Annotated in this window: 19 protein-coding genes; 14 read left to right on the plus strand and 5 right to left on the minus strand. The window is 72.7% G+C overall.

Annotated elements, in window-relative coordinates; genetic code table 11:
• The first annotated feature begins 59 nt into the window (after window positions 1–59).
• Genes AB0C03_RS30365 through AB0C03_RS30375 form a run of 3 tightly spaced genes read left to right on the plus strand, consistent with a single transcriptional unit; the run spans window position 60 to window position 2,051 of the window.
• Entirely contained in the window at window positions 60–905 is an 846-nt protein-coding gene (locus tag AB0C03_RS30365) for a hypothetical protein (RefSeq protein ID WP_030336552.1), read from the plus strand.
• A 31-nt stretch (window positions 906–936) separates the two neighbouring features.
• The gene (locus AB0C03_RS30370) at window positions 937–1,404 is read left to right on the plus strand and encodes a phage holin family protein (RefSeq protein WP_030336550.1); all 468 of its coding nucleotides are present in this window, start codon (window positions 937–939) and stop codon (window positions 1,402–1,404) included.
• Window positions 1,401–2,051, plus strand: coding sequence for a DUF3618 domain-containing protein (locus AB0C03_RS30375; RefSeq protein WP_030336548.1), 651 nt, complete (start codon window positions 1,401–1,403; stop codon window positions 2,049–2,051). The genes AB0C03_RS30370 and AB0C03_RS30375 overlap by 4 nt, the downstream gene beginning before the upstream one ends.
• A 61-nt stretch (window positions 2,052–2,112) precedes the next feature.
• Here the strand turns inward: AB0C03_RS30375 and AB0C03_RS30380 are convergent, their stop codons facing one another.
• Complete coding sequence (locus AB0C03_RS30380; RefSeq protein WP_357640607.1) at window positions 2,113–3,168, minus strand: glycosyltransferase family 2 protein; 1,056 nt, start codon at window positions 3,166–3,168, stop codon at window positions 2,113–2,115.
• Between the two features lie 157 nt (window positions 3,169–3,325).
• Between AB0C03_RS30380 and AB0C03_RS30385 the strand changes: the two genes are divergently transcribed.
• Window positions 3,326–3,964, plus strand: a complete 639-nt coding sequence (locus AB0C03_RS30385) for an SRPBCC family protein (protein ID WP_357640610.1) — start codon at window positions 3,326–3,328, stop codon at window positions 3,962–3,964.
• Window positions 3,961–5,130 carry a zinc-dependent alcohol dehydrogenase gene (locus tag AB0C03_RS30390; protein ID WP_210860857.1) on the plus strand — a complete coding sequence of 390 codons (1,170 nt, stop codon included), beginning with the start codon at window positions 3,961–3,963 and terminating at the stop codon, window positions 5,128–5,130. The genes AB0C03_RS30385 and AB0C03_RS30390 overlap by 4 nt, the downstream gene beginning before the upstream one ends.
• Window positions 5,131–5,178: 48 nt before the next feature.
• Here the strand turns inward: AB0C03_RS30390 and AB0C03_RS30395 are convergent, their stop codons facing one another.
• Entirely contained in the window at window positions 5,179–6,441 is a 1,263-nt protein-coding gene (locus tag AB0C03_RS30395) for a cytochrome P450 (RefSeq protein WP_030336540.1), read from the minus strand.
• 146 nt (window positions 6,442–6,587) lie between these two features.
• Between AB0C03_RS30395 and AB0C03_RS30400 the strand changes: the two genes are divergently transcribed.
• The gene (locus AB0C03_RS30400; RefSeq protein WP_357640615.1) at window positions 6,588–6,989 is read left to right on the plus strand and encodes a hypothetical protein; all 402 of its coding nucleotides are present in this window, start codon (window positions 6,588–6,590) and stop codon (window positions 6,987–6,989) included.
• Window positions 6,990–7,109: 120 nt separating this feature from the next.
• Here the strand turns inward: AB0C03_RS30400 and AB0C03_RS30405 are convergent, their stop codons facing one another.
• A complete protein-coding gene (locus AB0C03_RS30405) occupies window positions 7,110–7,328 on the minus strand; it encodes a DUF397 domain-containing protein (protein ID WP_030336536.1) in 219 nt (72 codons plus the stop codon).
• Window positions 7,329–7,397: 69 nt separating this feature from the next.
• Between AB0C03_RS30405 and pepN the strand changes: the two genes are divergently transcribed.
• Window positions 7,398–9,914 (plus strand): aminopeptidase N, encoded by a 2,517-nt coding sequence (gene pepN, locus AB0C03_RS30410; RefSeq protein ID WP_357640618.1) that lies wholly within the window; start codon window positions 7,398–7,400, stop codon window positions 9,912–9,914.
• A 48-nt stretch (window positions 9,915–9,962) separates the two neighbouring features.
• Here pepN and AB0C03_RS30415 read toward each other — a convergent pair whose 3' ends face one another.
• A complete protein-coding gene (locus tag AB0C03_RS30415; RefSeq protein ID WP_357640621.1) occupies window positions 9,963–11,168 on the minus strand; it encodes an FAD-dependent monooxygenase in 1,206 nt (401 codons plus the stop codon).
• A 185-nt stretch (window positions 11,169–11,353) separates the two neighbouring features.
• A complete protein-coding gene (locus AB0C03_RS30420) occupies window positions 11,354–12,022 on the minus strand; it encodes a PadR family transcriptional regulator (RefSeq protein WP_357640624.1) in 669 nt (222 codons plus the stop codon).
• A 154-nt stretch (window positions 12,023–12,176) separates the two neighbouring features.
• Between AB0C03_RS30420 and nadD the strand changes: the two genes are divergently transcribed.
• From nadD to AB0C03_RS30455, 7 genes are all read left to right on the plus strand, one after another.
• The gene (nadD, locus tag AB0C03_RS30425; RefSeq protein ID WP_030336528.1) at window positions 12,177–12,773 is read left to right on the plus strand and encodes a nicotinate-nucleotide adenylyltransferase; all 597 of its coding nucleotides are present in this window, start codon (window positions 12,177–12,179) and stop codon (window positions 12,771–12,773) included.
• A 110-nt stretch (window positions 12,774–12,883) separates the two neighbouring features.
• Window positions 12,884–13,291, plus strand: a complete 408-nt coding sequence (rsfS, locus tag AB0C03_RS30430; protein ID WP_030336526.1) for a ribosome silencing factor — start codon at window positions 12,884–12,886, stop codon at window positions 13,289–13,291.
• Window positions 13,288–13,917: a histidine phosphatase family protein gene (locus AB0C03_RS30435; protein ID WP_210866635.1), complete on the plus strand. Its 630-nt coding sequence runs from the start codon at window positions 13,288–13,290 to the stop codon at window positions 13,915–13,917. The genes rsfS and AB0C03_RS30435 overlap by 4 nt, the downstream gene beginning before the upstream one ends.
• 48 nt (window positions 13,918–13,965) lie before the next feature.
• Entirely contained in the window at window positions 13,966–14,820 is an 855-nt protein-coding gene (locus tag AB0C03_RS30440; protein WP_030336523.1) for a DegV family protein, read from the plus strand.
• 3 nt (window positions 14,821–14,823) lie between these two features.
• Window positions 14,824–15,597: an SDR family NAD(P)-dependent oxidoreductase gene (locus AB0C03_RS30445; RefSeq protein ID WP_210866634.1), complete on the plus strand. Its 774-nt coding sequence runs from the start codon at window positions 14,824–14,826 to the stop codon at window positions 15,595–15,597.
• A 240-nt stretch (window positions 15,598–15,837) separates the two neighbouring features.
• Entirely contained in the window at window positions 15,838–16,212 is a 375-nt protein-coding gene (locus AB0C03_RS30450; RefSeq protein ID WP_030336519.1) for a VOC family protein, read from the plus strand.
• Window positions 16,213–16,397: 185 nt separating this feature from the next.
• Entirely contained in the window at window positions 16,398–17,228 is an 831-nt protein-coding gene (locus AB0C03_RS30455; RefSeq protein WP_357640630.1) for a ComEA family DNA-binding protein, read from the plus strand.
• Window positions 17,229–17,331 lie beyond the last annotated feature (103 nt).

The following is a 17,331-nucleotide window of genomic DNA, read 5'->3' on the forward strand; positions in this document are numbered from 1 at the left end:
ACATCGCGCCGCATCCCCCCAGCACATACCGCGACGACTTGCTGAGCGGAAGGGAAATCATGACTTACGATCTTTCACCGACCTCCTCCACGTACGGGCAGCCCTCGACCAACGGCGGCGGCGTCCGCGACCAGGCGCGCCAGGTCGGGTCGGAGGCCGCGCAGGCCGGCGGTGCGGTCGCCCAGACCGCCAAGGAGCAGGGCACCGAGGTCGGCCGTGAGGCGGCCCGGCAGGCCCGCAACCTGTACGGCGAGGCTCGCAACCAGCTCGCCAGCCAGACCGGTGAGCAGCAGCGCAAGGCGGCCGGTGGGCTGCGTTCGCTGGCCGACGAGATGCGCTCGATGGCCGAGCAGGGTGGCCAGGCCGGCCCGGTGACCGAGCTGGCCCGCCAGGCCGCCGACCGGGTGCACGGTGTGGCCGGCTGGCTCGAGGAGCGCCAGCCCGGTGACCTCGTCACCGAGGTCCGCGACTACGCGCGGCGCAACCCGGGCACCTTCCTGGTCGGCGCGGCGGTCCTCGGTGTGCTGGCGGGTCGGTTGACCCGTGGCATCTCGGCGGCGGGTGACGACTCCGGCAACGGTTCCGCCGGCTACCGGGGTGCCGGCGCGTACGACCCGGAGCAGACCGCGGTGATCCCGACGCCGCCGCCGGCGCCTCGCGCGGTGCCGGACGCCGTTCCGGCCGGTGGCTACCTCGACCCGACCCCCGGCACGCACACCCCGCCGACGTCCGGTGGCTACGCCGACCAGACGGCTGCCGGCTACGCCGACCCGGCGTCCGGTGGTTACGCCGAGCCCGGCCGGGGCGACCACCCGGAGCACTCCGGCACCGGTCAGCCGCTGCCGCCGGTGACCCAGACCGACCCGCTGCCGGGCGTGCCGTCCAGCGGCAACCCGCGCCCGTGAGCCGCCGAGTCATCCGAAGGGAGACGACGGCATGAGCATGCCGACGCAGGGGTCCGGCCTGGACTCCGGTTACCACCCCACCGCGGGGGCCCCGCACACCGACGCGGAGGTGAAGAACAGCTCGCTCGGCGACCTGATGCGTCAGGTCACCACCGACCTGTCGACGCTGATGCGTCAGGAGGTCGAGCTGGCCAAGGCCGAGATCCGCCAGGAGGGCAAGAAGGCCGGCAAGGCCGCGGGCCTCTTCGGCGGTGCCGGCTTCGGCGGCTACATGGTGGCTCTCTTCGTGTCCATCGCCGTGTGGCAGTTCCTGGACAACGTCATGGACTCCGGTCTGGCCGCGCTGATCGTGGCCGTGATCTGGGCCGTGGTCGCCGCCGTCCTCTACTCGGCGGCCAAGAAGAACGCCCAGCACGTACGCGGGCTCAAGCAGACCAACGACAGCGTGCAGCGGATCCCCGACGCGCTCAAGCCACACCCGGAGGGAGTCACCCGATGAGCACCGATCCCGATCAGATCCGCCGTGAGATCGAAGCCACCCGCAACAGCCTCAGCTCCGATGTGGATGCGCTGGCGTACAAGGTCAGCCCCAGCCGCATCGTCGACGACCGTAAGCAGCGGGCCCGCTCCGCTCTGCAGAATGTGAGGGACAAGGTCATGGGAACTGCGTCTGACCTCGGCCACGGCACCGGCCAGGCCGCCCACTCGGTGGGCGACCACGCCTCGTCGGCGGCCTCCAGCGTCAGCGACGCCGCGCACTCGGCGGCGGCCACCGTCAGCGACGCCGCCCACAGCGCGCCGCGGGTGATCCGGCAGAAGTCCCAGGGCAACCCGCTCGCCGCCGGTCTGATCGCGTTCGGGGTCGGCTGGCTGGCCTCGTCGCTGATCCCGGCCTCCCGTCGTGAGCAGCAGGCCGCGACCCAGCTCAAGGAGCGGGTCAGCGAGCACAGCGGGGCGGTGACGGAGAAGCTGGGCGCGGTCGCGAACGAGCTGAAGGAAGAACTGCGCGAGCCGGCCCAGCAGGCCGCCGCGTCGGTGAAGTCCACCGCTCAGGATGCCGTGCACGCGGTCAAGGACGACAGCAAGTCCGCCGCGCAGGACGTCAAGGACCAGGCCCAGCAGGCCCGGCACCAGGTCAGCCCCTGACCGGGTCGACCACCGTTGCGACAGCTCGCGGCCACTGCGGTGACCGCGAGCTGTCGTGCTGTCAGGGGCGGTCACCCACCTGTGGGCGCAGGGCCCGGACCGGGTGGGCGGCCCGGCGGATGCGGGTGTCGCCGTACCGGACGCCGCCAAGCAGGAACCGCTGGGCGACCGCGAGCCAGCCGCACACGCCACGCTCCAGCAGCCAGAGCGGTGCCGCCAGCGCCGTCGTCGCGGGGAAGACCGCGACACCGCCTGCTCGACGGCGACCGACCTCGGCGAGCGCGACAGTGCCGGCCGCCGCGCCGAACACCAACCCGGGTCGCCGGGCCGCGACCGCCGCGGCCAGTGCCGGAAGGACCGCGAGCGCGGTCAGCAGGCGCGCCGGCTGCGCCAGATCGTCGTACGCCTGACGGACCCGTTGGCCGCGGAAGTGCGCGGCGTCCGGTGGCAGTCGGCGGACGTACAGCCAGGCCGGGGCGGCCTCGGTGCCACCGTACGCGCGCACGGTGCGGATCAGCTCCAGGTTCTCGAAGAGCACGTCCGGGTCGTACCCGCCCATGCCGAGGAAGGTGCTGTGCCGCACGGCCAGGGTGCCCGGGTAGTCCGCCCCGAGCGCCCGGTTGAGCAGCGTGCGACCGGTGTCCCACCAGGCGTGCCAGGGCAGCGGGTCGAAGTAGTTCTGCGGCCGGACCAGATCGACCTCGTCGAGCAGTAGGTGCACGGCGGTCAGCCCAGCCTGGTCGTACCGGACGTCGTCATCGGCGATCACCACGTGCTCGTGCTCCGCCGCGCGTACCCCGGTGCGTACGCCGACCACTTTTCCGTTGAGACCGGCACCGGTGACGTCGGGCGGGAGGTGCCGGACCAGCCCCGCCCAGGCGTCGGCGTGCCGGGCGAAGAGGTCCGGAGGTGAGCCGTCGACCACGAGCACCTCGACCCGGTCGGACAGCCAGCGCAGGTAGTCGGTCAGCTCGGCCAGGCCGTTGTCGGAGTGCCAGCGCAGCGGCAGGACGTACGTCATCGGCAGACGGACCGGCGACGGGCCGGCGCCCTCGTGTTCGACCTCCCGCCGACGCGCACCGCGCCGGGTGTCACCAGTGGGGCTGGACGGGGACATGACAACTCCGTGACGGACAGGGCCGCGGCCGGTGCCGAGCAGCGTGTGCCCGCAATCGCGGGGATCAAACGGCCGGGTCGTTTCGACGGCCGGGCCCGGGGTAGCGCTGCCCGTAAGGGCGGTCCATGCCCGGTTTTCCGTGGAGGAGAGAGACGTGATGACCAACAACGGAACCAGGTGGGCGCTGCTCGGCGTCACCGCGGCGACGGCGGTCGGCGTGGGCCGGGCGGTGGCCCGCCGCCGGCATCGGCATCAGCCGCAGCGGCAGGACGGCTGGTACGTGGTGCGTCGCGCAGTGACAGTGGACCGGCCCCGGGACGAGGTGATCGGCTTCTGGGCCGACCGCGAACGGCGGGACCGGGCGCTGGCCGGCTGGGCCACGTTGCGACAGCTCGACGAACGCCGGTGGCGGTGCGTGGCCCGGGACCGGGCCGCCGGTGAGACGCAGTGGCAGGCCGAGATCACCGTCGAGGAGGCGGGCACGCTGCGGTGGCGGGTCGAGGACGGGCCGATGCCGCAGCTGGGGCGAATCGAGCTGGCCGAGGCCCCGCAGGGCCGCGGCACCGAGATCCGCGCCGAGATGCGCTACCGCTCCGGCCCGCTGCGCCGGTTGGTCGGCCTGGTCGGCGGCGACGAACCGGACCTGGCGCTGCGGGACGCGCTGCGGCGGGCGAAGGCGCTGGTCGAGTGCGGCCAGGTGTTGGACACCCGGGACGACCCGTCCGGCCGCAGCCGGGCCCAGGAGAAGAGGACCGACAGGATGCGGGAGACGTTGATGACGGGAGGACGGGCGTGAGGGCGCTCTGCTGGGAAGGCGTCGGCAAGCTGGCGGTCCGGGACGTGCCGGAGCCCCGGATCCGCGCCGAGGGGGACATCATCGTCCGGGTCCGGGCCAGCAGTGTCTGCGGATCCGACCTGCACCTGATCAACGGGTACCTGCCGGCGATGCGGGAGGGGGACATCCTCGGCCACGAGTTCATGGGCGAGGTGGTGGAGACCGGGCCCGGCGTACGGCGGCACCGGGTCGGCGACCGGGTGGTGGTGGGGTCGGTGGTCGCCTGCGGTGGCTGTTGGTACTGCCGGACGGAGCAGTACTCGCTCTGCGACAACTCCAACCCGCAGCCGGTGTTCACCGAGAAGCTGTGGGGGCACGCGGCGGCCGGCATCCTGGGGTATTCGCACGCCGCTGGCGGCTACGCCGGATCGCACGCCGAGTACATCAGGGTGCCGTTCGGTGACATCGGCGCATTCGCCGTACCCGAGGGAGTGCCGGACGACTCGGTGGTGTTCGCCTCCGACGCGATGCCCACGGGATGGATGGCGGCGGACTTCTGCGGGCTGACCGGTGGCGAGGTGGTGGCCGTCTGGGGTGCCGGGGGAGTCGGTCAGATGGCGGCCCGCTCGGCGCAGCTCCTGGGCGCCGAACGGGTCATCATGATCGACCGGTTTCCGGATCGGCTCGCCACCGCCGCCGAACGGATCGGGGTCGAGACGATCAACTACGCGGAGACCGACGTGTTGGAGGCGCTGCGGGAGTTGACCGCCGGGCGCGGGCCGGACGCCTGCGTCGAGGCCGTCGGAATGGAGTCGCACGACGTCGGGCCGACCTACGCGTACGACCGGGTGAAGCAGGCGGCCCGGTTGCAGACCGACCGCCCGACGTCGGTCCGGCAGGCGATCATGGCCTGCCGCAAGGGCGGCACGGTGAGCATCGTCGGTGTCTACGCCGGCCTGGTCGACAAGTTTCCGCTCGGCGCGGCCATGAACAAGGCCCTGGTGCTGCGGATGGGACAGATGCACGCGCAGCGCTACATTCCGATGCTGCTCGACCGGCTCGCCGCCGGCGAGATCGAGCCCGGCTATCTGGCCACCCACCCGCTCTCCCTGGACGAGGGCGTCCACGGGTACGAGCTGTTCGAGAAGAAGGAGGACGGCTGTCTGCGCAGCGTGCTGCATCCCTGACGGGCCGGGGGCACCGGTCTCGCCGGGCACCGTGACCGGTGGGGCGGGTCAGGCCGGGCGGAGGTCGGGCGCGCGGCGGACGTTGGTGACGGTCAGGCCCAGCGGCGGCAGCGCCGGCATCCGGTGCAGGTCCAGGGCCAGGTCCTGGACCGGCACGTCGTAGCGCATGGCGGCGGTCAGGTTGGTGACCGCCCGCTTCATCAGGTCGATGGTGAGCCACTCGCCGGCGCAGCGGTGACCGGCCCAGTGATCACCGCCGCCCTGCGGGATCAGCTCGAACGGGTCCACCCGGCGGCCGGCGAACCGCTCCGGACGAAACAGCTCAGGTTGCGGCCAGATCGCCGGGTGGTGGTTGGTGCCGTAGAGGTCGAGCAGCACCCGCCGGCCCTTCGGAAAGTGATGGCCCTGCCAGTCGAAGGACCGCCGGACCCGGGCCGCCGCCAGCGGGAAGAACGGGTAGTAGCGGCGGACCTCCTGGACGAAGTGCTCGGTGGCCTCGTCGTCGTCGCGGACCCGTTCCCGCCAGGCCGGATGGTCGTGCAGGGCGAGCGCGGCGAAGGCGATGTACTGGTCGACGGCGACCACCGGGCGCAACACGTTGAGCAGCTCCACCGCCGCGATCCGGCGGGGGAGGAGGCGGCCGGCTCGGTCCCGGTGTTCGGCGATCACGGCCAGGGCGCTGCCGGCCGGCGCCGGGGCTGAGCCGACCCGGGTCCGTTCGACGAGGTCGGTGAGCCAGTGTTGGGCGCGGTACCGGGCGAGCCGCCCCCGCCAGTGCCGGGGGCCGATCGCCGCTGGGGCTTCGATCATGGCGTGCAGCTCGGTGGCACGGCGTTCGACCTGCGACGTCGGCAGTGGCACCCCGGCCCAGGCGCAGACCACCCGGGTCAGCAACCGGCCCAGCTCGTCGTAGAGCGACACCGGGCCGGCGCCCTCCCAGGCGGTGATCCGGGTCCGCCACTCGTCGTCGAAGAGCTGGCCGAGTTGCCGGATCGCGGTCGGTGTCATGATCGACATGAACATGGCCTTGCGGTCGTCGTGCTCCGGCCCGTCCAGGCCCTGCACCCCACCCCGACCGGTCAGGGTCCGCTGCACGCGCAGCGGCATCGCGGTGTCACGTTGGAAGCGGTCGTTGTCGTAGAACAGCTCCGCCGCCGGCCGGCCCCGTAGGCAGATGGTCGGGGTGAGCAGGATCCGGGTCTGGAAGACGTCGCTGCCGTACCGCTCGCAGCGCTCGCTGACGAACCGGTAACCGGCGCGCAGCAGTGCGAGGGTGCTGTCCGGGCTGCGGTCGGCCGGCATGGTCGCCATCGGGTCTCCTCACGCGCGGGCGCGGCTGGTCGCCGCCGCCCACCGCGGTTACCCCGGTCGACGCCGCTGAACCCCGGTGCGGCTGGCCCCTCCCAGGGGCGGCGGAACCTGGTTTGCTGCTGGTGGGACAACCACGGGGAGGGCGGATGCGTGACAACAGATCGCCGCACTGGCGGCAGCGGCGAGGGGCCGGAGCACTGGGCGGAGGCCGCGACGGGCGGTCACTGATCGGGCCACCACGGCGGCCCACCCGTCCGCACCGGTTCTTCACAGTGCACCTGGGCTTCACCGCGCCCGGCCCGGCCGAGGCGCGTGAACTGGCAGTGGCGTACGCCGAGGCGTTGAGCCTGCTCCGCTCGGAGGTGGCACTCGGGGCGGCGGCCCTGTCACCGGCCGACGCCTGGCAGCGGGCCGAGCGGCTGTTCTGCGGCGCGGTCGGCCCGGACGGGGAGCGCTGCGTCGACGTGGCCGACCACCCGGGCTTCCACCACGCCCCCGGTCCCGGTGGCCTCGGCTGGGGCGGCGGCGACGGCCCTGGCGATGACTGACCAGCGGCCCCGGGTGGTCGACCCGGGAGGGCGTCGACCCGGCCGCCCGCGTGGCCGTGCCGGTGTCCGCAGCACGGGCACCGGCACGGCGATCCAGCACCGACGGGTCGGCGGGCGCGATCAGTCCAGGTCGAACTCGCCGTCCTGCGCGCCGGCCACGAAGGCGTCCCACTCGGCCTGGGTGAAGACCAGCACCGGCCCGTCCGGCTCGGCCGAGTTACGCATGCCGATCAGGTCGTCGACGAACGCGACCTCAACGGCGCTGTCGGAGGTGTCCCCCTCGGCCCGCTGCCAGACCGCCCGAGAGAGGTCGAAGTCGCCCTTGGGGTGCTGCGCCATGGTTCTTTCCTCCAGTGCCGAGGGTCGTCTGGTGACCGGGTACCGATCCCCATCGGGCAGGATAAGCGGATGCCGAGCCTGACCCGTGTAGAGGCGACCGCGCGTGGCGCGGCGATTACTGTCGAGTCCTATCAGGTGGACCTCGACCTGACCGGTGACGGTGACGTGTTCCGTTCCCGCGTCGAGATCCGGTTCCGGGCGACCGCCGGCGCCGAGACCTTCGCCGAGGTCAAGCCCGTCAAACTGCTCGGGGTACGCCTCAACGACAGTGACCTCGACCTCGACCTGCTCACCGACAACCGGCTGCCGATCGGTGACCTGGCCGCGGAGAACACGCTCGTCGTCGAGGCGGAGATGGCGTACTCCAACGCGGGCGAGGGGATGCACCGCTTCGTCGACCCGGCCGACGGCGAGACCTATCTCTACGCGATGTCCTTCCTCGACAATGCGCAGCGCATCTTCGCCGCCTTCGACCAACCCGACCTCAAGGCCCCGTTCACCCTCTCGGTCACCGCGCCGCCGCAGTGGCTCGTCGCGGGCAACGCCGAGCTGGCCGCCAACCCGGCCCCCGGGCGCTGGGAGTTCGCCCCGAGCGCGCCCCTGGCCACCTACTTCTTCTCGTTGATCGCCGGGCCGTACCACGTCCGGCGGGCCGAGCACGACGGCGTACCGCTGGGCATCTACTGCCGCCGGTCGCAGGCCGAGCACCTGGACGCCGACGCCGACGAGATCTTCACCGTCACCCGGCAGTGCCTGGACCGGTTCCACCAGCTCTTCACCGAGCGCTACCCGTTCGGCAAGTACGACCAGGCGTTCGTGCCCGAGTTCAACGCCGGGGCGATGGAGAACCCGGGCATCGTCACCTTCCGCGACGACTACATCTTCCGCTCGGCGGTCACCGACACCCAGCGCGAGCAGCGGGCCGGCACCATCGCCCACGAGATGGCCCACATGTGGTTCGGTGACCTGGTCACCATGCGCTGGTGGGACGACCTGTGGTTGAACGAGTCCTTCGCCGAATACCTGGGCACCCGGGTCACCGCCGAGGCGACCCGCTTCGACCAGTCCTGGACCACCTTCGCCATGCGCCGCAAGGCCTGGGGGTATGCAGCCGACCAGCGCCCCTCCACCCACCCGGTCGCCCCACAGGAGGTGGCCGACGCCGACGAGGGCCTGCTCAACTTCGACGGCATCTCGTACGCCAAGGGGGCCAGCGTGCTGCGGCAGCTGGTCGCGTGGCTCGGCGACGAGGCGTTCCTGGCCGGTTTGAACGCCCACTTCGCGGCGCACCGCTTCGGCAACGCCACCCTCGACGACCTGCTCACCAGCCTCTCCGCCAGCAGCGGGCGGGAGCTGTCCGGTTGGGCCGAGCTGTGGTTGCGCCAGCCGCAGGTCAACACGTTGCGCGCCGAGGTCGCCGTCGACGCCGACGGCCGCTACACCGAGGTCGCCGTGGTGCAGACCGCACCCGAGTCGCACCCGGTGCTGCGCCCGCACCGGATCGGCGTGGGCCGCTATGCGGCGGACGGCACCGTCCGGCGCGACGAGGTGGACATCGACCCGGCCGCCGACGGTGGGCGCACCGTGCTGGGTCAGCTGACGGGTGAGCCGGCGGCCCGGCTGCTGCTGCTCAACGACGGTGACCTCACCTTCGCCAAGGTGCGTCTCGACCCGGCGTCGGCCGAGGCCGTCCCGCTGGTGCTGCCCGGCCTGACCGACCCGCTGGCCCGGGCGGTGCTGTGGGGTGAGGCGCTGGACGCGGTGACCGACGGGGAGCGGCCGGTCGCCGGCCTGGTCGACCTGATCGTCGCCGCGCTGCCCACCGAGACCGAGGTGATCATTGCGGAGGACGTGCTGACGCTCAGTCGGTCACTGATCGACCGATACCTCGACCCGCTGACCCGCTCGACAGCGTTGGCCCGGGTCGCCGAGGCGTGCCGGCGCCTGCTCGACGGCGCGCCGGCCGGGGAGTCGTTGCAGCTCGCCGCCGCACGGGGCTGGATCGCCGCCACCACCGACGCCGACCTGCTCGTCGGCTGGCTCGTCGGCCGGGACGTGCCGGCCGGCCTGAAGGTCGACGCGGAGCTGCGCTGGGCGGTGCTGCGCCGACTGGTGGTGCTGGGTGCCGCGGGCGAGGCGGAGATCGCCATCGAGGCGGCCGCAGACGTCAGCTCCGCTGGCGCGGAACGGGCCGCGCGGTGCCGGGCCGCCCTGCCCGACGCGGCGGCGAAGCAGGCGGCCTGGGAGATCATCGTGCGGGGCGACGACCTGTCCAACCGGCTGTTGGAAGCGACAGCCGAGGGGTTCTGGCAACCCGAGCAGGCCGAGCTGACCGCCGCGTACGTCGATCGATACTTCGCGGAGATGCCGGCCGCCGCGCGCCGGCGTACCCCCTGGACGGCCGACCGGGTGGCGGCCCTGGCGTTCCCCCGCTACGCCGTGGCGCAGCCGACCCGGGAGGCGGCCGCGGCGTTGCTGGCCCGCGACGACCTGACCCCCGGCCTGCGCCGGGTGGTGACCGACGCCGCCGACGACCTGCGCCGCGCGCTGGTCGTCCGGACGGCGGTGGCCGCCGCCTCGGCCTGAACGTTGACCAGCGGGGTGGCCGGCCGGCCACCCCGCTGGCCCACAACCTCAGCGCGGGGCGGGTACCGCAGTGACCGGCGCGTCCCAGTCGATGACGTAGCGCTGCTCGTCGGCGACGGTCTTCTCCGGGTCCAGCACCGTGCGCACCATCAGTGGCATCAGCAACGGCATCAGCGTCCGCGCGACTGCCCCGGGAGCCTTCGCGTGGTTGATCCGGGCCGCGCGCGCCGCCACCTTCTCCACCCGGGTACGACGCAGCCGCACGTACGCGTCGAACGCCGCCTCGACGTCCGGCAGGTCGCGGAGGCAGCGGGCGAGTTGCACGGCGCTCTCGATGGCCAGTGACGCGCCCTGCCCCGAACTGTTCGACGGCGCGTGCGCCGCGTCGCCGACCAGCACCATCCGGCCCCGATGCCAGTGCGGCACCGGCGGCATGATCTGCAACGACCCGACCACCTGGAGGTCGGCGGCGTTGCTGGTCGCCATCAGGTCCCGGCCCGGGTCGTCGTCGCCGTAGCTGCTGCGCAGCGTGTCCAGCCACTGCTCCGCCGGCACCGCCCGGGCCTCGACCAGGCTCATCGGCCGCTGCTGCGGCAGGTTGGCCCCCCACCGGGTGCCGCCGCCGGGCTCCGGCCAGTACAGGTAGTAACCCCGTCGCCCGAACGCGAACGTCATCGTGCCCGGCTCGGCGTCGACCTCGTGTCGGGCCACCGCCTCGAAGCCGAGCAGCCCGGTGAACCGAGGGCCGGGCGCGGCCGGGTCGATGAGACCCCGGATTGTGGAGCGGATTCCGTCCGCGCCGACGAGGATGTCGGCGGTGGCGGTGCTGCCGTCCTCGAAACGGGCGATCACGCCGTCGCCGGTCTGCTCGGCGGCGACCAGCCGCTTGCCGTACGCGAACGGCACGCCCTCAGCGGACGCCTGATCGTGCAGCACCTGGTGAAGCTCGGCCCGGTGCACCACGTGCAGCGGCGGCACCCCGGTCAGGGTGGGCAGGTCGATGCGTCGGCGGCCGACAGCCAGGGCGTTGCGTCCGATCGGTGTGGCGATCGCCGTCACCGCGTCGTGGACGCCGACCGTCCGCAGCGCCGCCATCCCGTTGGGCGCGAGGGCGAGGGTGCCGCCGATGCCGGTGGCCGTGCTCGGGTACGCCTCGTAGACGGTTGCGGTGATGCCGGCGCGGCGCAGCGCGAGCGCTGTCACCGGCCCGGCGATGCCACCGCCGATGACGATCGCGGTTCGTACCGTGGTCATGGTCTCTCCCTGGGTGTGGTCGGTGCCGACGCGCGGACCTGGTGTGGTCGGTGCGCGGGCACGCGGACCTGGGAGGGAGCCCGGTTATCCTCGTGGTTGCCGCTTCGGGCCGGGTGCCTTCCCAGGCGTCGGTTCGGGGTCAGGGCCCCGGTGAGGTGTTGGCGCACCTCGCCGGGGCCGTTCTTTCAGCCGGTGGGATCGCCCCCGCGGCTGTCGGTGCTGGTTCTCTCGGCCAGATCGGTCAGTTCGGCGGGCATCTCGCCGGTCTCGTGGAAGGCCCGCCAGGTGTCCAGGCCGGGGTAGCTTCCCGAGGTCAGCTCGGCGAGCAGGGCCCGCAGCCAGGCTGCCTCCGCGTCCCGGATGGCGAGGTCGTACTCCGACTCCACCAGGAACAGCCGGGGAATCTCCCGCAGGTGCGCGTCGAGCGTTTCGCGGTCCTGGCGGATTGCGTCCTCCAGCCGGGAGAGCCGTTGCCGCAGCAGGTCGGTGGCCTCGTCGGGGTGCAACGCGGCGAGCACTGACAGCCCGGCCCGGAAGCGGGGGTGCTCCGCCATCGGGGTGGAGACCAGCTCGCGGGCCCAGTCGATCAGCTCCGCCCGCCCGGCGTCGGTGATCCGGTAGACGGTGCGTTCCGGGCGGCGGCCCTCGCGCACGCTCTCCGCCGCCTCGATCAGGTGGTGTTTGTCCAGGTTGCCGATCACCGTGTAGAAGGACCCCCACTTGAACTCCATGTCCTGGTCCTTGCCCCAGGCGCGGAGTGCGGTGGCGATCTCGTACGGGTGCATGGGCCGCTGGACCAGGGCGGACAGCACGGCCAGCGCCAGCAGGTTGCCGACCTTGCGCCGCTTCGGCACGACGACCCCCTCGCTCGTCGACGGTTACTCGTCGACGAATATACGCCGCCGTGCAGGCTGCCGCGACCCCCTGTCGCACCGATGTCCGGCGACGCACGGGCCGACGGTGCCGGGCCGGGACGGTCGTCAACCACGCTCGGCCTACGATCACTGGGTGGAGGAAGATATCCGGCGGATCGGCATCATGGGTGGCACCTTCGACCCGATCCACCACGGGCACCTCGTCGCGGCCAGCGAGGTGGCGGACCGGTTCGGCCTGGACGAGGTGGTCTTCGTCCCCACCGGCCAGCCGTGGCAGAAGGCCGACGAGCCGGTCAGCCCGGCCGAGGACCGGTACCTGATGACCGTCATCGCCACCGCCTCCAACCCCCGCTTCCAGGTCAGCCGGGTCGACATCGACCGCAGCGGACCCACCTACACCGTCGACACGCTGCGTGACCTCCAGGCTGAGTACGGCCCGAAGGTGCAGCTCTTCTTCATCACCGGCGCGGACGCCCTGCAACGCATCCTGTCCTGGAAGGACCTGGACGAGATCTTCGAGCTGGCGCACTTCATCGGGGTGACCCGGCCCGGCTTCCCGCTGAGCGACAAGCACCTTCCGGCGGACACCGTCAGCCTGATCCAGGTGCCCGCGATGTCCATCTCGTCAACCGACTGCCGCGCCCGGGTCGCCAGAGGTGAGCCGGTTTGGTATCTGGTGCCCGACGGTGTGGTGCAGTACATCGCCAAGCGGAGCCTCTATCAGCGCTGAGCGCACCCGTTATGCCCAGGTTTGTGCAGCTAACCGGGCAGAACTGCACGATCGCGATGCCGTCGGGTATGAGACGCTTGGAGGATCGCACGCTTGATCGAAGGAGAACGGTGACAGTTTCCGAACGCGCTCACGAGCTGGCTATCGCGGCCGCCCAGGCCGCCGCCGACAAGAAGGCGCAGGACATCACGATCATCGACGTCGGCGACCAGCTCGCCATCACCGACGCGTTCGTGCTCGCCGCCGCCCCCAATGAGCGTCAGGTGCTGGCCATCGTCGACGCCATCGAGGAGAGCCTGCTGGAGCTGCCGGAGAAGGCGAAGCCGGTGCGGCGCGAGGGCGAGCGCGGTGGCCGCTGGGTGCTGCTCGACTACGTCGACATCGTGGTGCACGTCCAGCACACCGAGGAGCGCGAGTTCTACGGGCTCGACCGCCTCTGGAAGGACTGCCCCACCATCCCGTTCGTCGATCGCGACCTGGTCGAGGCCGACGCCAGCGGGTCCGCCGCCGCCGAATGAGCCGACTGATCGTCTGGCGGCACGGCAACACCGACTGGAACGCCGCCAACCGCGTCCAGGGGCAGACCGACGTACCCCTCAACGAGCTGGGCCGCGACCAGGCCCGCGCCGCCGCCCCGCTGCTCGCGGCGCTGCGGCCCGACGCGATCGTGGCCAGCGACCTGAGCCGCGCCGCGGACACCGCCGCCGCGCTCGCGGCGCTGACCGGGCTGCCGGTCCGCACCGACGCCCGGCTCCGTGAGCGGCACTTCGGCCAGTGGCAGGGTCTGCACCTCACCGAGGTCGCCGCGCGCTTTCCCGACGAGTACGCGCGCTGGCGAGCCGGCGACCCCGACCCGGGGGCGGGCCTGGAGCCCCTGCACGACCTCGGCGAACGGGTCGGTGTCGCGTTGCAGGAGGCAGCCGACGCGGCCGCGGGCGGCACCGTGGTGATCGCCACGCACGGTGGCGGCTCCCGGCAGGGCATCGGTCACCTGCTCGGCTGGGACAATGCCGTGCTGCGCACCGTCGGCTCGTTGGCCAACTGCCACTGGACCGAACTGCGTCACGACGACGTCCGTGGATGGCAGTTGCGGGCGCACAACGTCGGCCTGATCACCGCACCGGTCGCCGTCGACGCGGTCTGAGCAATCGCGCCTCGGCGTTCGCGGCCTCGATCGGCTAGCGTGCCGGGCATGCCCGTCGCGGTTGTCACCGACTCCACCGCCTACCTTCCGCCCGAGCTGGTGCAGGCGCACCGGCTGACCGTCGTGCCGTTGACCGTCGTCCTCAACGGCGCGGAAGGGCTGGAGGGGGTGGAGACCCAGCCGTCCGACGCGACAGTCGCACTGAGCGCCCGCCGGGTCACCGCGACCACCTCCCGCCCGGCACCGGAGCAGTTCGCCCGGACGTACCGCCAACTGCTCGACGCCGGCGCCGACGGGATCGTCTCGGTGCACCTCTCCGCCGCGCTGTCCGGCACCGTGGAGGCCGCCCGGCTGGCCGCCGCCGACCTGGACGGCCGGGTGGAGGTCGTGGACAGCCGCTCGACCGGCATGGGGCTGGGCTTTCCCGCCATCGCCGCCGCCACCGCAGCCCAGGCCGGCGCCGATCTTGCCGTGGTACGCGACGCGGCGCTCGCCGCCGTGGCCCGCACCACCGTCTGGTTCTACGTCGACACGCTGGAGTTCCTCCGTCGCGGCGGCCGGATCAACGCCGCCGAGGCGCTGGTCGGCACCGCGCTGTCCGTCAAGCCGATCATGCACATGCCGGACGGGGCGATCGTGCTGCGCGAGAAGGTCCGCACCGCCAGCCGGGGAGTGGCCCGCCTCGTGGACCTGGCCGTCGAGGCGGCCGGCGACGACGACGTGGACCTCGGGGTGCACCACCTGGCCGCACCGCAACGGGCCGAGGCGTTGCGTGCCGCGCTGACCGAACGGTTCGGCGACCGGCTGCACGACACCTACGTCTCCGAGGCGGGTGCCGTCATCGCGGCGCACGCCGGGCCGGGGCTGGCCTGCGTGGTCGTCCACCGCCGTCCGCAGGGCTGAGCAGTGCCCACGTCGTACGTGGTGACCGGGGGTGGGCGCGGTGTCGGCCGGGCTGTGGTGCAACGGCTGGTGGCCACCGGTGCCACCGTCGTCGTCCTGGAACGCGACGCCGAGGCTGTGGACTGGTTGGCCGGCCACCCGGCCGCCGATCGGCTCGTCGCGGTTCTCGGCGACGCCGCCGACGAGCAGGTGGCCGAACGCGCCGTCGAGCTGGCGGACCGGGCCGCGCCGCTGACCGGCTGGGTGAACAACGCGGCGGTGTTCCGCGACGCCGCGCTGCACTCCGCGTCGGCCGACACGGTGCTGGACCTGATCACCGTGAACCTGCGCCCGGCAGTGGTGGGCGCCGCGGTCGCCGTCCGCCACTTCCTGGCCCGCGCCACCGGCGGCGCGATCGTCAACGTCTCGTCGCACCAGGCCCGCCGGCCGGTGCCCGGTGCGCTGCCGTACGCAACGGCGAAGGCCGCCGTGGAGGGGCTGACCCGGGCGCTGGCCGTCGAGTATGGACGGCACGGCATCCGCGCCAACGCGGTAGCGCTCGGCTCGATCGCCACCGAGCGGCACGCAGAGTTCCTGGCCGCTCAGGAGCCCAGCCAGGCTGAGTGGATCACCACCGAGCTGAACCGGCTGCACCCGGTGGGCCGGATCGGGCGTACCGACGAGGTGGCCGAGGCGGTCGCGTACCTTCTGTCACCCGCGGCGAGCTTCATCAACGGGGTGACACTGCCGGTGGACGGGGGACGGGCCGTGCTCGGCCTCGACCCGGAGGCCCGCTGACAGGTTCTCGGGGGGCAGCTGCTCCGCGCCGCTGTGTTAGCCTCCGTGCGCGCCCCAGATGGGCCTACCCCCGGAGGTTCTGGCTACTTCAGCCACCACGCCGAGATCGACGCGTCGTCCGCGTCTCTCGTGCGGGATCCGGGGCGTCGGTGCCCCCGGGGCTTCGTCATCTGCGTGGCTGGGTGAATGCTGTGGGCCTGCGGTCGGGTCGTCGGATCGACCGGAAAGAAGACCGTACGCATGACAGTCACGTTCAACCACACCATCATCGCGAGCAAGGACAAGAGCGCCTCGGCCGCGTTCTACCGCGAGCTGTTCGACCTGCCGGAGGCCCCCTCGTGGGGGCCGTTCGCCAACGTGCGGTTGGACGACGGCGTACTGCTCCAGTTCGCCGAGCCGCCGGTGGACATCCAGATGCAGCACTACGCGTTCCTCGTCGACGACGAGGTGTTCGTGCGGTGCCTGGCGTTCGTCGAGGGGCGTGGCATCACGTACTGGGCCGACCCGCAGCTGAAGCGGGAGGGGGAGACCAACACCGAGCACGGTGGGCGGGGCTTCTACTTCTTCGACCCGGCCGGCCACGCCATCGAGATCATCACCCGGCCGTACCTGTAGGGGGCGACGGCGTCACCCTCAGCATGCGCGTGGTCTGGAGCCCGGTTACCCAGGCCACGCGCGGCGATTCGGCTCCGCCATAGCAGATCGGGGCATGATCAGGGCGTTGTCCACAGTGGGGGTGGTTGTCCACAGGATGCCGTCGTCACCCTCCACCGTCCCGGCCGCCGCCATAGCGTCGCGCTGTGTCGCACGACGAGGAGACAGAGGTACGCCAGCGCCTGCGCCGGCTGACGGAGGCGGCTGTCGCGCCGTCGCCCCGGCCGGCGGCGCCGCTCACGGGCGTACCCCCGTCGTCTCTGGTCGGCGCGCCGCCTGCGGACGTGCTCTCTTCCCAGCCTGCCGCGCCGGCAGTGGAGCCGGCGCCGGGCGGCCTCGCGGTTCCACCCGAGTCGCGGTTGCCCGGCCCGGGGGCGTTCGACCCCGGGCGACGCGGTGTGCGGGCGTTGGCGGTGGTGGCCGCGGTGGTGGTGGTGGGTGCGGCCGGTTGGGCCTGGCAGGCCCGGCCACGGTCGGAACCTGTCGCCCCTTTGCTCAGCGACGCCGCGTCGGCCGCACCGTCGGGTGGCCCCAGCGTGTCCAGCTCCGGCGAGGTGGTGGTGGCGGTCGCGGGCAAGGTCCGCAAACCCGGTCTGGTACGTCTACCGGCCGGGTCCCGTCTCGCCGATGCGGTGCAGGCGGCCGGCGGCGCATTGCCCGGGGTCGACGTGGCGCTGCTCAACCCCGCCCGCAAGGTCACCGACGGTGAGCTGATCGTGGTCGGGGTGACACCACCGCCGGACGGCGCGGCCGGGCCTGCGGCGGGCGGTGCGGCACCCGCCGTCGGGCCGCTGAATCTCAACACCGCGACGCTGGCGCAGCTCGACGCGCTGCCCGGGGTGGGGCCGGTGCTCGCCCAACGCATCCTCACCCACCGGGATCAGCACGGCGGGTTCACGTCCGTCGGCGACCTACGCCAGGTCGACGGGATCGGCGATGCCCGTTACGAGCAGCTCAAGGATCTGGTGACGGTGTGAGCGGGCCCGCCGCTGGTCCACCGCCGCCTCGCATCGCCCAGCCCGGCCCTCCGGTCGAGCAGTCGCAGACCGCGCCCCCGGCTGGTCGGGCCGGATCCGAGCC

Source organism: Micromonospora parva (assembly GCF_040649675.1).
GTDB lineage: Bacteria > Actinomycetota > Actinomycetes > Mycobacteriales > Micromonosporaceae > Micromonospora > Micromonospora parva.

Excerpts from the sequence above, each read along its gene's own strand:
- AB0C03_RS30405 (WP_030336536.1), bottom strand. The coding sequence starts at position 7,328 with ATGGCGCAGCACCCCAAGGGCGACTTCGACCTCTCTCGGGCGGTCTGG.
- AB0C03_RS30370 (WP_030336550.1), top strand. The coding sequence starts at position 937 with ATGAGCATGCCGACGCAGGGGTCCGGCCTGGACTCCGGTTACCACCCC.
- AB0C03_RS30365 (WP_030336552.1), top strand. The coding sequence starts at position 60 with ATGACTTACGATCTTTCACCGACCTCCTCCACGTACGGGCAGCCCTCG.
- AB0C03_RS30395 (WP_030336540.1), bottom strand. The coding sequence starts at position 6,441 with ATGGCGACCATGCCGGCCGACCGCAGCCCGGACAGCACCCTCGCACTG.
- AB0C03_RS30440 (WP_030336523.1), top strand. The coding sequence starts at position 13,966 with ATGCCCGTCGCGGTTGTCACCGACTCCACCGCCTACCTTCCGCCCGAG.
- AB0C03_RS30400 (WP_357640615.1), top strand. The coding sequence starts at position 6,588 with ATGCGTGACAACAGATCGCCGCACTGGCGGCAGCGGCGAGGGGCCGGA.
- AB0C03_RS30450 (WP_030336519.1), top strand. The coding sequence starts at position 15,838 with ATGACAGTCACGTTCAACCACACCATCATCGCGAGCAAGGACAAGAGC.
- AB0C03_RS30435 (WP_210866635.1), top strand. The coding sequence starts at position 13,288 with ATGAGCCGACTGATCGTCTGGCGGCACGGCAACACCGACTGGAACGCC.
- pepN (WP_357640618.1), top strand. The coding sequence starts at position 7,398 with ATGCCGAGCCTGACCCGTGTAGAGGCGACCGCGCGTGGCGCGGCGATT.
- AB0C03_RS30385 (WP_357640610.1), top strand. The coding sequence starts at position 3,326 with ATGACCAACAACGGAACCAGGTGGGCGCTGCTCGGCGTCACCGCGGCG.
- AB0C03_RS30415 (WP_357640621.1), bottom strand. The coding sequence starts at position 11,168 with ATGACCACGGTACGAACCGCGATCGTCATCGGCGGTGGCATCGCCGGG.
- AB0C03_RS30380 (WP_357640607.1), bottom strand. The coding sequence starts at position 3,168 with ATGTCCCCGTCCAGCCCCACTGGTGACACCCGGCGCGGTGCGCGTCGG.
- AB0C03_RS30375 (WP_030336548.1), top strand. The coding sequence starts at position 1,401 with ATGAGCACCGATCCCGATCAGATCCGCCGTGAGATCGAAGCCACCCGC.